The following is a 16053-nucleotide window of genomic DNA, read 5'->3' as shown; positions in this document are numbered from 1 at the left end:
TAAATTAATGGTATATGGTTTTATTTGGTCATGATATACATAATGTGGGGAAGGAGCATTTACTTCAGCTTTACAAAATCCAACATACACATCACTATTGTTGTCATATACAGGCTCTTTCCAACAGTGGCTTACCCGATTTGGGTTTGGGTAACCAAACTTTTGACCACTCTCAAATTCTCGATCGAAATAGTTTATTGTAAAGCCTCCTGCGCTAATTTCCCTATCATAAAATCTAATACTTAAGCTATAAATAGTGTCACTACAACGATTGATATTATGATCAACTTGTTGAGGAACACTAATAATATACTCCTTCCCTAAATCAATTCCATAATATTCAACCTCATATCGTCTAGGGATCATTTTTGGATTTCCACTCCAATCTTTACGAGCCAAACACTTTCTCCCAGAAGATGACCACTTTACATATGCTTTTACATACCAACCTTTTGGTTTTTTGCCTTTGACTGTTAGTAAATTATTTTTTAAGTCAATACCCCAAATTTTTTCGTCTAATTTATCAATGTAAATATTCCCATTACGATAATAGTCTTCTGGTATACCCTTGGTCCACCAGAACTTTATTGCCTCACCAAACCAGCCTATTATACAAGAAATGACAATAATAATTACTACAAGACTCCACCAGAATAATTTAAGATTCTTAATCTTACTTAAGCTGATCATAAATTGATTCTCTATCAATATTAGGAACTTCCAGCATATCTTGGGGAATATTTCCATTTAACAGCTTACTGAAGAGTGCAATATCGGATTCAACTTTATGAATTTGTGTTCTGTAGAAGCTCATTTCTGAAGCCAATAACAGTTTTTTTTCCTCAAGATCCTTTCGTAGTTGTGAGCGATAATCAATAGTATGTGGGCTTCTTAATGATGCACGTAATGCACTAATATTTAATTCACCCATACTTTTAATTTTATTTACAAAATCTACGAGCATTCTTTTACTTTTCTCTAAAGTATTTATTGCAAATTTCAAATCTTGTTTATATTCCTCCCCCTGTTTAAGAAGCTTCTCCAAAGCATATTTTATATTTGCTATATAACCATCTGGCATACTATGATTTAAGCCTGACGCAAAAAGTTCATTCAATGGATCTAAATCTAGTTTTTTTAAAGTATCCTCACTCATAACTAAAAAGTGAGAACCAGCTCCCTGACCAAAAAACTTATTTGCAGCATTTATACCTTCCTCAGCCAAATTATCACCATCAATACGCAAATCCTGTCCATGTTGTTGATGTGCAAGATAATACATTAGTGTTGCCAACCCCTGATGAGTTAAACCTAAACTTTGTAGTCCAATAATAAAATTACTATTATTAATAGTCAGTATTTGTTGTAATTGACCATGGTGTAAATAGTGATCTTCATCCATATCACTCATTTCAAGTATTGTTTTACCTGATGACATGGTGGTTAACATCATACTGGATAAAGCAACAGTTGGAATTGAAACAGGATTACTTATACTATTTATTACAAAGTGCTGTAAAATTAATTTTTGCCTTCCAGCAAAATTGATTATATCAGATAGCCCTCCACTAATACGTTGAAAAGGTACCATTGGTACTATATCTCTATTATTCACATGTCGAAAATGAGGAATAGATTGATAGTGCTCTACAAAACGTTTAGTACCCACTCTAGGACTGCCATAAGTATATAATACAGGCTGATTAAATAATTTTGTTTCCTGTATAATCGCAGCCATAAGTGTTGCTGCAGCTCCACCTAGACTGTGTCCTCCAATAAAATAAAAACGAACTTGCTCTTTATGGATTACTAAATACTGCTTAATAAACTTCCAAATAGCACCAAAAAAATGATTAAATCCACGATGAACTCTTGGAGCATCACTATCAATAAGAGGAACCCAGTCATCTAGCAATTTATCTTTTTGAGACTGAGCTGGAACAAATGGTACTTGCTCAGCATCTCCATCTGTTATTACATCCTTAAAACCTTGAGATTTGGCTATTATATTTATCGACTCAACAACTGTCTCCTCTTGATTAATACTTAACAAATAACGTACAGCAATACCAGGTGCTATTTTTAGCGCTAATTCTTTATTTATTGGCTGCTGCCATAATTGCTCCAGCTCATCAACATTCCACTCCCCACCTTCTGTTCCTCTTACTAGGATTAACACCCTCTTCCCTTGACAAAGGATTAATGCTTCAGAACCAACATCTTTATTTATAAATAAACGAGGAAAGATCATGCGATCAGCAAATGGAACTGTTTCCAATAAAAAATTATATTGCTGCGTATTGACTAACTCTGTTTTTTGGTGTCGCGCACATTTTGTTATTACATCCTGCAATGAGCCTACTTTACTTTCTTCTTCGTTAATTGCCCAGTCGGAATATACCCATAAACATCCCATACCTATGTTATAGGCATTCACATAATGGTAGTCCCGGCTATCCACCAGTATTGGTACATAAGACACTAGAGATTCAATTTCAATACAGTGCCTCTGGCAAACGGCTAACCCATCAATTTCTGTATTTATACCACCAAAGTATTCATCCGCAGTTTTAGTAATAAATTTTTTTGCCTCAAGGCCACCATCGGCTATATCAGCCAATAACGCATTTTTTATATCATCAGGATAAGCATGAAACTGGTATTGCCATGAGGCAGGTCGGTTTTCCAACCATTCACGTACAGGTTCGGTACCTGCCTCTTTTTTCAAACGTCGGGCACAAATTAAATCCCAGACTTTTAGTGTTAACTTATAACTTGTATCAACCAATTTGGTTTTATAAATAATACCATCAGAAGGAATAAAATCTTCAAACAACTGCTTTTGGTTTGCACTCAAGAGCTGATAATAAACTCCTTTATAGGGTTCATTTTGTTCATCAACGACACGTATTTTTATCCAGCGCTGCTTCGCTTCTTCATCATAAATTTCAGGCTCTAATTTTTTTAAACCTTCACCTTGAAAATGTTTTGCTTTTTGCGCAGTTAATTTGGCTCGATTCAGTGAAAAGTTACCTGAAAAGTCTTTATCTGCTTCCATTGGGGCTGCAGGACTATTTGAGGCAGCTTGCTTAGCACCTGTTACTGATCCACCCCCCAAGTTGTAACTTGGACCTTTAATATAAACGCCACTGTGATCAATTTTTATAAAACTTCCACCAGCGTAAAAAACAACTTCCCGATCTGATTCAATAACAATTTTTTGGCCGCTTTTTACTTGCCATTCTTGCCCTGCATCAAGTAAATGATCACCATTTATTTGGCTATGTTGAGTATCACCGACCTGATGATGAATATCCCCTTTCACTACGCGTTCGTGGTGCTGGTCAACTTTTAGATGATTGTCCTGTTTTATATTTAAATAATGATTATCAACAATTTCATGGTGACGCATTTCCACTACTTCTTCACGACTGTCATTTTTGACACGAAGATCACTGTCTTTTTCACCATGAATGCGTATTTGTTCTGAACCCTGTTTATCTTCAAAACTCAGCTCATTGTAACCGCCACTGCCAATTGTGGAGTCTGAACGAAAGCCAGAACGTGTTTTCTGTTTTGGCAATGAGTAAGGAGGATTTTTACGTCCATTGTAGACGACACCTGTCACCACTGGCTGGTTCACATCACCATGCAGGTAATCAATGGTAACTTCCTGTCCTATACGGGGAATTATTAAAGCGCCCCACTGCTTACCAGCCCAGGTTTGCATCACCCGCATCCAACGGGATGAGTGCTCATTATTTTGACCTAGCCGATCCCAATGAAACTGCGCTTTGATACAACCGAAGCGCTCTGTATAGATTTCTTCACCTTCAGGCCCTGTCACCACAGCAGACTGTTTACCAGGCATTTTGGGGGCTTTGGCTTTTAAAGGTGGTCTAAAAGGGGTACTTTTTGGAATCCATAGTCCATGATTTCGGTACCAGCTACCTTCTTCCGACATTGCATATTCATCTTGTCCCTGAGGTTGTTCACCCTCATGCATCACCTGACAGATAATGTACGATTGATTTAATGCCGTTCGAGGATGACGTACCAAGTCAACCTTATAGCCAGGAAGCAAACGACGGCAGGTACTTTTCGCATTGATTTTTTCCGCAAAGGTATTAAATGCTTCTAAACGTAGCTGAGCGTAACGTTGTCCTTGCTCTGGTAGCTGATAACCACCCGGAAATTGGTAATCAACGAGTGATTCATCCCCCTGACTGGCCGTTACGTATAAATCCAGGTTAGGCTTGGTAAAGTTATAATCATCCAGTTCTACTTTACCGATAGTTCGTTGGCAGGTGTAGTGTAACTCGTCAACAACTTCATAATCTGGCACCAACCCTGTTTTGCCATGAAAGTCTACAGACTCTCCTGCAATGGGTCCAAAAGCCGTATTGTGGTCGGAAATAATAAGACAGTGGCTATCAATCTGATGCTCAAAAAAGTAAAAAATACCTTCTTGCTCTAGTAATCGAGAAACAAAATTAAAGTCTGTTTCGTTATATTGGACAATATAATCATGTGGTTGATAGTTACCTGTGAGTTTTTGAATAAAGTCTTCTTTTTCTGTAAATTCAGCCGCTTCTAATACTTGTTTTACAATCTCTGGAATCGTTAACGATTGAAATATTCGACAGTCTGCTCTTTTCGTCAAATACCATAGCTTTGGTATAAAATCGAATGAGTATTCGGTATATTTATCCGCGGTTTCCCCTTGGGTAAACTGATTAATAATACCATTTACCTGCCGCTCAAAATCCTCCCCTACGATCGTCAACGTAACAGGCTGTAGCAACATGCCAACGGGATCAATATTATCGTTAATACTTACCGCATTTATTGAGTAATGAAATAGCTGAGAAATACCTTCATGCCCAATAAATGAGGTAACATTCAACGTATCGTTTAATGAAGGAACGGTAAGATAGAAAATGCTTTCGTTTGCCGCTAATGACATCAAATCTACCTATTAAGAGAACTCTAAGAGGCTTAGTTACATCTCTCAATTATAGGTAAAAATACATATACTGATGTGCTTAAAAGTGGTTATCGAAAAAGCTGGAAAAAAAATCACATATTTTGTTGAATATTACTTTGATTACTCACTTCTGTTGTATGTATTTTGCTGTAATCAAACTATCTCTATGACCATATATACCATTAATAGTTAAAATCTTGCATAATTAGACGCTAGACTTATAAAGTAACTCATAGTGAGTAAGCTCGAAATTTCAGGTAAATGCAACCAACCTGACGCGGTTATTTGCTAGGTTTATACCTACAGTGAGTACAAACGCTAACTCGCTAAAGGCATTTAAAGCATTAAAAAAAGTGACACGACTTTGTTAGGAGTATCATGAACACTCAAGGTTCCTTGTATATCATTTCTGCGCCGTCTGGTGCTGGCAAAAGCAGCTTGGTTGCAGCCTTGGTTAAGAGCGTAGCCCAGATTTGTGTGTCCGTATCCTACACTACACGCGCTAAACGGCCTGGAGAAGAGGATGGGGTTAACTATAACTTCATCACTCAGGCGGAGTTTCAGCAAATGCTGACTGATGGAGCATTTCTTGAGCAGGCAGAAGTATTTGGCAATTACTATGGGACCTCTGAACAATGGGTCAATGCGCAGTTAGCTAATGGCACTGATGTTATTCTGGAAATTGATTGGCAAGGCGCCCAGCAAATTCGACGCTTACGTCCTGATGCAATCTGTATTTTTATTGTACCTCCCAGCCGCGAAACGCTGTTAGAACGCTTAAATACGCGTGGGCAAGATAATGACGAAGTAATCACCAAGCGTATGGCAGAAGCTGAGAGAGAAATGGCTCACTTTGTGGAATATGACTATCTGATAATTAATGATGAGTTTTCGCAAGCACTTAGCGAACTTGAGACCATTGTAAAAAGTCAAAGATTAAAAGTAGACAAACAACAGCTCAAACATGAACAGCTATTGCAAAAACTCTTGTCATAGACAATGGTGATTAAGTAAACTGTCTGGTCCCTTAGACCGCCAGAAATACTGAATGATACCCACAACGAGGGGTTTTTAGGAGCGGCCGTCAAGTGATGAAATTCCAGGAGCTTATATTAATAAGTGACTGGGATGAAGATCGCCGACAACAAACCCTAAAAATGATTCGTGAAGGGTATACCTCGCTTATGGAGATCCTTGATGGCTCGAGTGACTGTAGAAGATTGCTTAGATAATGTTGATAACCGCTTTCAGTTGGTTATGGTAGCAACTAAGCGTGCACGCCAACTGGCTACAGGTGGTAAAGATTCCAAGCTGGAGTGGGAAGATGATAAACCCACTGTAATGGCACTACGGGAAATCGCTGCTGGTTACGTTAGTCCAAGTATTTTAGATGAACCGAAAGAAGATGATCAGGATGTAGCCTTTTCACTTTCAGGAGGTGCTTAATTGGGATAACCCAGATGTATACCCTTCACGGATTATTTTTAGGGTGTTTTGCCTGTGCATTTCAGCTCAGAGAGCGAGCATATATCAATCAGTTGATTTCTTCTTTTGAAATCAACTTCCCCAAGAATTCGCAGAAGGAACTCGCCCCGCTTTCCCAGACAAAAAACTCATTCCATCATGGATACAGTTTTAATACAGGAGGCGGGCTTTGTCTTCCATCGTAAACTTAGCGCACAAGCTCCAATCTTATCTTTCACACCAACAGGTCAATCAGGTTCGTCGCGCCTACTATTACGCAGAACAAGCGCACGATGGTCAACGACGTCGGAGTGGAGAGCCTTATATCACTCACCCATTGGCTGTTGCGACCATTTTAGCCGAAATGCATATGGACCATCACAGCCTAATGGCTGCGATGTTGCATGATGTATTAGAAGACACCAGTGTTGATAAAGCCGCAATCTCTGAACAATTTGGTGATACCGTAGCGCAGCTAGTTGACGGCGTCAGTAAACTGACCCAGATTCCGTTTGAATCAAAAGCAGAACAGCAAGCAGAGAACTTCCAGAAAATGGCCCTAGCCATGGCTAAGGACATTCGCGTTATATTGGTTAAACTGGCTGACCGTCTGCACAATATGCGTACTCTTGGTGTTTTACGCCCAGATAAGCGACGACGTATTGCCAAAGAGACGCTGGAAATTTACGCGCCTATCTCCAATCGCCTGGGTATGAATAATATCCGTGTTGAGTTTGAAGAGCTGGGCTTTTCTTCCATGTACCCCATGCGTGCAGGTTTAATTCGAGAAGCAGTCATCAAGGCACGGGGTAATCGCAAGGAAATCGTTAATAAAATTCAGTTGGCCATTGCTAAACACCTTGAAGATCATGGCTTGCAAGGCCGTGTGCTCGGTCGGGAAAAGCACCTTTACAGCATTTATAAAAAAATGCGTAACCAGCGGAAGTCATTCTCTGAAATCATGGATGTATACGCCTTCCGTATCATTGTCGATACCGTTGATAGCTGCTATCGCGCACTAGGTGTCGTACATAATCTTTATAAACCTTTTCCTGGCCGCTTTAAAGACTATATCGCTATTCCCAAAGCCAATGGTTATCAGTCCTTGCATACCACGTTGTTTGGTATGCATGGTGTACCTATTGAGATTCAAATCCGAACTCAAGAAATGGATGATATGGCGAATAAAGGCATTGCTGCTCACTGGCTGTATAAATCAGGTGAAGAGGCACTACTTGGCAGTCACGCCCGTACCCGTCAATGGTTAAAAGGCGTGCTGGAACTACAAAAGAATGCTGGAGACTCATTAGAGTTTATTGAAAACGTTAAAATTGATTTATTCCCCGATGAGATTTATGTTTTCACTCCTAAAGGCAATATCATGGAATTGCCCAAGGGCTGTACACCTGTTGATTTTGCTTATGCCGTTCATACCGATGTGGGTAGTACATGCGTAGCCTGTCGTATTGATCGTCAGCTAGCTTCCCTTAGTCAGCTACTGCAAAGTGGTCAAACCATCGAAATCATTACTGCACCTGGCGCCCGCCCTAATCCTGCCTGGTTAAATTTTGTCGCAACAGGAAAAGCTCGGTCTAATATTCGTCACTTCCTGAAAAACCAACGACACTCAGAATCTGTTGAACTTGGGAAGCGTTTGCTTAACAAGGCGCTATCAGGATACAACCACACGGTTGATAAACTATCAGATGAGCAAAAACAAAATGCACTATCCCAATTAAAGCTACCTTCATTCAGTCAATTACTGGAAGAAATTGGTTTAGGCAATCGCATGAGCTATTTGGTTGCCAGGCATTTGGTGAGTGAAATTGCTCCTCCTGAAACAGAAACCGTATCTGATACCAGTAATCAACCACTGACCATTCGTGGTACCGAAGGTATGGTTGTGTCTTTTGCCAAATGTTGTCACCCTATTCCAGGTGACCCTGTTGTCGGACATGTCAGCGCTGGTCGTGGCATGGTTATTCATACTGAGTCCTGCCGCAATATCAGCGATATCAGACACAACCCGGAGAAATGCCTTGAGGTTGCGTGGGATAAAAATGTGTCTGGTGAGTTTTCTGTTGAACTGAGAGTAGAGCTAGAGCACCAACGTGGTATTGTAGCTACCTTGGCAACCACGGTGAATGCCACAGATGCCAGTATCGAAAAAATCAGTATGGAAGAGCGAGATGCACGTTTCAGTGTCATTCACATACTTATCAGTGTGCGTGACCGGGTACATTTAGCCAGAACCATTAAACGTCTGCGGACGATTAAAGGGGTCTCTTCCATCATACGAATAAAAGGTTAACTGACCTCTTTTTCCTACTATTACCTTTATCTTATCGGTTCAAACAGAAGGATTTTCTATGAGCAACAAGCAAGTCATCACTACGGAAAAAGCACCTGCCGCCATTGGGACTTACTCGCAAGCGGTAAAAATTGGAACAACTGTGTATTTATCTGGCCAGATTCCACTAGACCCAACCACAATGGAAGTCGTAAGCAACGATGACTTTGCTGCTCAGGCCACACAGGTTTTTGATAACCTGAAAGCGGTCACGGAAGCCTCAGGCGGATCAATCAATGATATTGTTAAACTTAATATCTTCATGACAGACCTGAGCAACTTTGCCACAGTGAATGAAATTATGGCGAAATACTTCCAAGCACCTTATCCAGCTCGTGCAGCTATTGGTGTTGCCGAACTCCCTAAAGGCGTTATGGTAGAAATGGATGGTATTATGGAACTTGTCGAGTAGTAACATTTTCTGTAACTGCTGCTAAAAAAGCAGCAGTTTCTTATCTGTCGTAAACATCTCCTTTTTCTCTTCTCTCTAGTCTCTTAGACGTTTAGCTTATTTTGCAAGTGCAGGCTACTCTATTTAAAATCCTTTGTTATTTGTCATTAATCTCCACATGCAGTGCCATTATTTGAGAATGCTTAGGAGTAACCTTAACGAATTACTCACTGGTTTTATCGTTAAAATCATCGGTTGTTTGTTATTGAATACTAACAGCCACGCATTTGAAATCGTATACATAGGGTTTGGCCAAGATAAGCCACCCTATGTCATTAATGAAGAAAGTGGTTTGGAAATCGACTTGGTAAGAGCCGCATTTGCCACGCAAAATACAGAAGTTGTTATACGCCTATTTCCGAGGAAAATGCTCTACCAACAAGTAAAAAAACGACTTGATGGCGCATCTGCTCTTACGCAAAAAGAAAATGATGGTTTATTTTATTCTGTACCTTACCTTGTCTTTTTTAATGTATTGGTAACCAAAGTCGACAGAAAAATTACTGCCAACCATGTTGCTGACTTAGCAGGGCTACATGTGAGTGGCTGGCAAGGGGCATCTCATTTACTGGGCTCTGAACTACAAAGTCTCATTCATCAAAGCCAGGGGGCACTCGCTGACTATCATGAAGTAAATGCCCAAGCTCAGCAAATCAGCATGTTACTCACTAATAGGACAGATGCACTTATTATTGACCGAAATATTTTCCGTTGGTATTGGTTAAAGCTACCTGAAGAAGACAGGTTTGATTATAGTATTCATCAAATTTTTCCTAAAACCTCAGTGTACCAAGCGGCTTTTCGAATGGAAAAATTACGTGATCAATTTAATGCCGGTTTAATCGCTATAAAAAATAACGGAAAATACGACGCTATTTGGCAATCTTATTTTAATGAAGAAAGTATACCAAAACAGCAAACGCACAATGATGGCTAGTCATTAATCATTCTCAAGTAATGCCTGATAGCCGTCACGATAACTTGGATACTTAAACTGATACCCACTGTTGATAATTCGCTGACTGCTGCATTTCTTACTTCCACCTCGCCCCATAGGCACTTCTTTAACGGGTCTTACCCCTAGCTGTTTAGCTAACCACAAAGTCACCTCACGTAATGGCGCAGGCTCATTATCCACCCCAATATAACAATCCTTTAGGGGTTGTCCCATACAGTCGAGCTTGATCAAATGTGCTAACAGGCCAACACAGTCTTCAATATGAATCCGATTACTTATTGGATTACTATCTTTACTACAGACGTCCCCCGCCCGTACTTTTTTGATTAATCGCTCTCGGCCAGGACCATAAATACCCGCAAAACGAACAACTGTTGCCGGGTAAGAAGCTGCCTCAAGTAATTGTTCCGCTTTCAACATAACCGCTCCAGCAAAACGTTGAGGTTCAACGGGTGTTGATTCAGATACAATTTCACCCTCACTCTGCTCATACACGCTGGTACTAGAAACAAAGAAAACACGTTTCGGGTGCTTATCCTGCAACTTCTTTAGCACGTTTTGTAAACCAGTCACATAAGCAGACTTATAACCTTCCTCAGAGTATTCAGATGCAGCTAGACAATAAATGACATAATCGAAAGCTTTCTCTGGCCAACACGAAGCAAGTGACGTCATACAACTTACGTCCCCTATGATAGCCTTCAGTGGCTCCGGAAGGGCATGTTTAGACCGTCGTACCCCATAAACCTCATGTCCCAGTTCACTGAGTTGAATACCTAAACGAGTGCCAAGGTCGCCACAGCCCACAATTATGATAGATTTACGATGCATATCAGGTCCAAATAGCTTAAAATTACCTACTATAGATAAGTAGCTAATTAATTTTATCAATCAAATATCTGTAGTGAGTAACTTCCCACTACTCCACAACAAAGTAAAAGTACTTTTCTTATTTTGCTGCCCCTGTGGATAAAAAAACGCAATGACTACACTAAGTTGTCAGTAATGTGAATATAATTTAGATCAAGTACAGTAACTGCTATGACACTAACAGAACTCCGCTACATTGTGACCCTTGCTCAAGAGCAACACTTTGGACGTGCAGCCGAACGCTGTTTTGTTAGTCAGCCTACACTAAGTGTGGGTGTTAAAAAACTTGAAGATGAGCTGGGTATTGCCATTTTTGAACGCACCAAAAATGCCGTACGTGTTACACCAATCGGTGAACGTATTGTTGAGCAAGCCCAAAAAGTACTTGAAGAAGCAGCGACGATTAAAGAAATATCAACAGCAGGTAAGGATCAACTTACAACCCCTTTACGCATGGGGGCAATCTACACTGTGGGACCTTATTTATTTCCACACTTAATTCCTCAGCTCCACGAACTGACACCCTCAATGCCTCTCTACATTGAGGAAAACTTTACTGCTGTACTACGCCAAAAATTACGCAAAGGTGAGCTTGATGTCATTATCATTGCGTTACCTTTTACAGAACCTGATGTCGTAACACTTTCCTTATTCGATGAACCATTTACGGTGTTATTACCTGCAGAACACGCATTAACTAAACAGCAGGAAATCTCACGGGATCAGCTATCAGAAAATAAATTACTGCTACTGGGGGAAGGACATTGTTTCCGCGACCAAATTCTGGAAGCCTGTCCTGCGTTAACACAAAAACGCGTTAACAACACTAAAGGCTTACAAACAGATATTGAGGCGAGTTCACTAGAAACAATACGACACATGGTCGCCTCAGGAATGGGAATTACTGTCCTGCCATTATCTGCAGCTGATAACAGTCACTATGCTGATGGTATTTTAACCACACGACCTTTTGCCTCTCCAGCACCTTTCCGTACAATTGCATTAGCCTGGCGTGTTAGCTTTCCACGGCCTAAAGCCATTGATGTGTTGTCACAAGCTATTCGTCAGTGTGCAGTGAAAGGTCACTGTACTACTAATGATGAAACCAGTGGCAAAGCATCATCCATAGACAAAGGCAACAGCAAAGACAAAGCATCCATTTAGTCATCGTGGTCAACAATGGACAGCAAAGCTTCACAAGTACCATTACACCAATTGCCTCTCAGCATCCTCACGGGTATCGGAGGTAGTACCGCAGCTAAACTACAGCGCTTAGGGATAAACTCTGTTCAAGACTTGCTATTCCATTTACCCTTTCGCTATCAAGATAGAACACAGATTACACCTATTCGCCAATTACACCCTGGAGCTGAAGTTGTTGTTCAAGGCACTATTCATAATGCCAACTTAACACCAGGCAAACGCCGGAGCTTAATTGTTCAAATAAAGGATGAGTCCGGAAGTAGCCTACAACTCCGTTTTTTTCATTTTGCTGCAGCACAAAAACAGCAGTTTAAATCAGGACGGCTTGTGCTGTGTTTTGGTGAGGTTAGACGTGGACGACAGGGACTTGAATTAATTCATCCTGAGTACGAGTTTATCAGTACATCTACCTCACCTTCTACAGACTCAGCTGATCAGACAACGCTTACACCTGTTTACCCAGCAACAGAAGGACTGACTCAAAAAAAAATTCGTCAGTATTGCCAGCAAGCACTCAAGCACTTAGCTTACCTTAAAGAGTTAATACCAGATGAGGTCACAGCCCAGTTACAGCTAATGCCTTTGGCCCAAGCAATTACACTGCTGCACACTCCATCTCCATCCACAAATCTTTACCAGCTTGAGCAAAATAGCCATCCAGCTCAACAACGCTTGTGTTTGGAAGAACTCCTTGCTCATCAACTTAATTTATTGAAGTTACGTTTTACCAAACGACAGTTGCAGAGTTCACCACTGCCCGCTGACACCCAATATATTCCTGGCTTTTTAAGTTGCTTACCCTTTGCGCTTACCACAGCCCAACAGCGGGTATACGATGAAATAGCCACTGACTTGGCTCAACATCGTCCTATGCTTCGTTTAGTACAGGGTGATGTGGGTTCTGGTAAAACGGTGGTAGCAGCACTGACTGCGTTACATGCCATTGCTAATGGCCAACAAGCTGCCATTATGGCCCCTACTGAAATACTTGCTGAACAGCATCTGGAGAGTTTCTCAAACTGGTTTACACCACTGGGAATAAACGTCTGTTGGCTTACGGGGAAAATGTCTGCCAAAGAGAGAAATACGGCTCTTGAAGCCATTCAATCAGGCCAGGCACAGCTCATAGTGGGAACTCATGCTCTTTTTCAAGAGCAAGTATTATTTAATCAACTCGCACTGGTTATTATTGATGAGCAACATCGTTTTGGTGTTCATCAACGCCTGGCATTAACACAAAAAGGCGAAAGTAATCTATATACTCCCCACCAGCTTATCATGACTGCAACCCCCATCCCCAGAACACTCGCCATGAGTGCTTATGCAGATTTAAATTGCTCAGTCATTGATGAACTGCCTCCAGGTCGAACACCCGTTAATACTGTCGCTATACCTGACACACGTAGGCCAATGGTCATACAACGTGTGCAGCATGCTATCCAAGAAGGACGACAGGTTTACTGGGTTTGCACACTAATCGAAACATCAGAAGCCATCGAGAGTCAGGCCGCAGAAGAAACCACTGAGCATCTTAAAGAACAGTTACCAGAAATACGTATAGGATTAATTCATGGCCGCATGAAAGCCATTGAAAAAGCCTCTGTCATGGCTGCCTTTAAAGACGGTAATCTTGATTTATTAGTCGCCACGACCGTTATAGAAGTCGGAGTAAATGTACCTAACGCCAGTTTGATGATAATTGAAAATCCTGAGCGTTTAGGGCTGGCCCAACTTCATCAATTACGTGGACGGGTTGGCCGTGGTTCCACTGCCAGCCATTGTGTGTTGCTTTATCACCATCCTCTATCACAACAAAGTCGTGAACGTTTAAGTATTATGCGTGAAACCAATGATGGTTTTTTAATTGCTGAAAGAGACTTACAAATAAGAGGGCCAGGAGAAGTATTAGGTACACGTCAAACAGGTGTCGCCAATCTAAAAATTGCCGATATTCAACGAGACCAGGCCTTATTACCTGTAGCACAGCAAATCGCCAAAAAATTATTAACGCGTTATCCCGAATATGTGGATATGATTATCGAACGTTGGTTAGACCAAGACACCATAAACTACGCACGAGTTTAAATTTACCCTCATTACAAACCTGCCTTCTTTTTTATGTTTCCTCAAAATACCTACAGAGGGGATATTGGAAAAAAGCCACAGAATAAAATCCTACTCTTATACATATCTACTTTGAGAGCAAACTAAAAAAATAAAATTCCTCTCGCCTTTACTAAAAACATTCCTCTTTAGTGTAATAGTTAATATTTTCTTACCTTAAATAAAACTAATCTAAAAAAACAAATTAATTATAAACATAAGGGCACCTCTAAAATAGGTGCCCATAAAATACACTCTTCATTTTTTTCACCATACTACTGTGAACTTATTCCAGTAGTAACGTTAACCCAGCAAGGCATTTAATGAAGAGTAAATACATGTACTTCTAAGAATATTAATTAGAGGTGCACAAATGAGAAAAGCGAGATTTACACCCATATAACAGGGCTTAGCCAATGAAAGATAAGTCACCACCAATAAAGACAATACAACTTTCTTTATCCACATTATTTATTGCAGTAGCAAGTGTCGTACATGCTGCTCCTGACAAGCTGGTTATTAACCCCAGCTATCAATATGCTAAAAATTCAAAGCCTACTCAGGAAATTGTGGGTGGACGCGAATCAAACTTTGAAGAACGTAAATTTATGGCATGGCTTGGAGGTTGTGGCGGCAGTATTCTTAACAAGGAATGGATTTTAACAGCTGCACACTGTCAAGGCGTTCGACAAGCTACAGTAGGTCGCTTTGACCGTACCAATAGCCGAGATGGAGAAATCATTCCTATTGAGCGATTTATTACCCACCCCCAATATAACAGTCGCTCATCGAATAATGACATTGCTTTGGTAAAATTAAGTCGCCCAATTCAAGCTGATGTAAGCACAATAAAACTGGCAGATACCAATATCCATCACTCAGCAGCTCAACCTGGTGCAACCACTACCGTTTCTGGCTGGGACAGTACCCAAGCCAATTTTAGAAGAGCACTTCCCAACAAGTTACGTGAAGTTGATGTTCCTATTGTTTCTCAACAAGAATGTCAGCAGGCTTACTATGGACTTACCGACAACATGGTCTGTGCAGGCTATAGAAAGGATTCTTGTCAAGGTGATAGTGGTGGGCCTCTCTTTGTGAAGTGGTATAACACCTTATACCAAGTAGGTGTCGTCAGTTTTGGTTCTGGTTGTGCACGACCAGGCTATCCAGGTGTTTACACCAAGGTCGCAAATTATAATGACTGGATTAAAAAGTACGTAGACCTGGATACCACCCCAGACCCAGGTACACCTGACCCAAATGATCCTGACGATCCTAATAAACCGGACCCTAACGATCCAAGTGATCCTAATGACCCAGATGGTCCAGACTGGCCAGATCCTAACGACCCAAGTGATCCTAATGACCCAGATAGTCCAGACTGGCCAGATCCTAACGACCCAAGCGATCCCAATGACCCGGATGGTCCAGACTGGCCAGATCCAAGTGACCCCAACGATCCCGATGGTCCTGGCTGGCCGGATCCTGATAACCCAAATGACCCAGATATTCCCGTACCACCTACACCGCCTGGTGATGGCGATGATCCAGATATTCCCGTACCACCCTCGCCTCCTGGTGATGATGACTTACCGCCACCACCACCTCCTCCATCCTATTTTTAATCTTACCCTCCCCAGAGTTTCACTCTGGGGTTCTTCCTCTTA

At 41.0% G+C, this 16053-nt stretch carries 11 protein-coding genes; 8 read left to right on the top strand and 3 right to left on the bottom strand.

The window, feature by feature from the left end; genetic code table 11:
• Both KCG35_RS13620 and tssI read right to left on the bottom strand, forming a co-directional pair.
• The coding region (locus KCG35_RS13620; protein WP_215820344.1) for a hypothetical protein at nucleotides 1-690 on the bottom strand (690 nt) is incomplete at its 3' end.
• Entirely contained in the window at nucleotides 674-4966 is a 4293-nt protein-coding gene (gene tssI, locus KCG35_RS13615; RefSeq protein WP_215820343.1) for a type VI secretion system tip protein TssI/VgrG, read from the bottom strand. The genes KCG35_RS13620 and tssI, both read right to left, overlap by 17 nt.
• Nucleotides 4967-5365: 399 nt before the next feature.
• Here tssI and gmk point away from each other — a divergent pair, with 399 nt between their 5' ends.
• From gmk to KCG35_RS13590, 5 genes are all read left to right on the top strand, one after another.
• The gene (gene gmk, locus KCG35_RS13610) at nucleotides 5366-5983 is read left to right on the top strand and encodes a guanylate kinase (RefSeq protein ID WP_215820342.1); all 618 of its coding nucleotides are present in this window, start codon (nucleotides 5366-5368) and stop codon (nucleotides 5981-5983) included.
• A gap of 201 nt (nucleotides 5984-6184) precedes the next feature.
• Entirely contained in the window at nucleotides 6185-6433 is a 249-nt protein-coding gene (gene rpoZ / locus KCG35_RS13605) for a DNA-directed RNA polymerase subunit omega (protein WP_215820341.1), read from the top strand.
• 208 nt (nucleotides 6434-6641) lie between these two features.
• The gene (spoT, locus tag KCG35_RS13600; RefSeq protein WP_215820340.1) at nucleotides 6642-8762 is read left to right on the top strand and encodes a bifunctional GTP diphosphokinase/guanosine-3',5'-bis pyrophosphate 3'-pyrophosphohydrolase; all 2121 of its coding nucleotides are present in this window, start codon (nucleotides 6642-6644) and stop codon (nucleotides 8760-8762) included.
• 58 nt (nucleotides 8763-8820) lie between these two features.
• Nucleotides 8821-9213 (top strand): deaminase RidA, encoded by a 393-nt coding sequence (ridA, locus tag KCG35_RS13595; RefSeq protein WP_215820339.1) that lies wholly within the window; start codon nucleotides 8821-8823, stop codon nucleotides 9211-9213.
• Nucleotides 9214-9457: 244 nt separating this feature from the next.
• A complete protein-coding gene (locus KCG35_RS13590; protein ID WP_215820338.1) occupies nucleotides 9458-10189 on the top strand; it encodes a substrate-binding periplasmic protein in 732 nt (243 codons plus the stop codon).
• A gap of 3 nt (nucleotides 10190-10192) precedes the next feature.
• On the opposite strand, the gene KCG35_RS13585 is transcribed toward KCG35_RS13590, so the two are convergent.
• On the bottom strand, nucleotides 10193-11041 hold the full coding sequence (locus KCG35_RS13585; protein WP_215820337.1) for an SDR family oxidoreductase: 849 nt from the start codon (nucleotides 11039-11041) through the stop codon (nucleotides 10193-10195).
• A gap of 210 nt (nucleotides 11042-11251) precedes the next feature.
• Between KCG35_RS13585 and KCG35_RS13580 the strand changes: the two genes are divergently transcribed.
• The 3 genes from KCG35_RS13580 (at nucleotide 11252) to KCG35_RS13570 (ending at nucleotide 16011) form a co-directional block, all read left to right on the top strand.
• Nucleotides 11252-12244, top strand: coding sequence for a hydrogen peroxide-inducible genes activator (locus tag KCG35_RS13580; protein WP_215820336.1), 993 nt, complete (start codon nucleotides 11252-11254; stop codon nucleotides 12242-12244).
• 15 nt (nucleotides 12245-12259) lie between these two features.
• Nucleotides 12260-14368, top strand: a complete 2109-nt coding sequence (gene recG / locus KCG35_RS13575; protein ID WP_215820334.1) for an ATP-dependent DNA helicase RecG — start codon at nucleotides 12260-12262, stop codon at nucleotides 14366-14368.
• A gap of 434 nt (nucleotides 14369-14802) precedes the next feature.
• On the top strand, nucleotides 14803-16011 hold the full coding sequence (locus tag KCG35_RS13570) for a serine protease (RefSeq protein ID WP_215820333.1): 1209 nt from the start codon (nucleotides 14803-14805) through the stop codon (nucleotides 16009-16011).
• Nucleotides 16012-16053 lie beyond the last annotated feature (42 nt).

Source organism: Zooshikella harenae (assembly GCF_018837975.1).
Taxonomy (GTDB): domain Bacteria; phylum Pseudomonadota; class Gammaproteobacteria; order Pseudomonadales; family Zooshikellaceae; genus Zooshikella; species Zooshikella harenae.
The sequence above is the reverse complement of the archived record's forward strand: the minus strand, read 5'-3'. Positions and strand labels throughout refer to the sequence as shown.

What these genes read in the sequence shown, in the direction of transcription:
- tssI (WP_215820343.1), bottom strand. Translation starts at nt 4,966, where the DNA reads ATGTCATTAGCGGCAAACGAAAGCATTTTCTATCTTACCGTTCCTTCA.
- gmk (WP_215820342.1), top strand. Translation starts at nt 5,366, where the DNA reads ATGAACACTCAAGGTTCCTTGTATATCATTTCTGCGCCGTCTGGTGCT.
- rpoZ (WP_215820341.1), top strand. Translation starts at nt 6,185, where the DNA reads ATGGCTCGAGTGACTGTAGAAGATTGCTTAGATAATGTTGATAACCGC.
- ridA (WP_215820339.1), top strand. Translation starts at nt 8,821, where the DNA reads ATGAGCAACAAGCAAGTCATCACTACGGAAAAAGCACCTGCCGCCATT.
- KCG35_RS13585 (WP_215820337.1), bottom strand. Translation starts at nt 11,041, where the DNA reads ATGCATCGTAAATCTATCATAATTGTGGGCTGTGGCGACCTTGGCACT.
- KCG35_RS13580 (WP_215820336.1), top strand. Translation starts at nt 11,252, where the DNA reads ATGACACTAACAGAACTCCGCTACATTGTGACCCTTGCTCAAGAGCAA.
- recG (WP_215820334.1), top strand. Translation starts at nt 12,260, where the DNA reads ATGGACAGCAAAGCTTCACAAGTACCATTACACCAATTGCCTCTCAGC.
- KCG35_RS13570 (WP_215820333.1), top strand. Translation starts at nt 14,803, where the DNA reads ATGAAAGATAAGTCACCACCAATAAAGACAATACAACTTTCTTTATCC.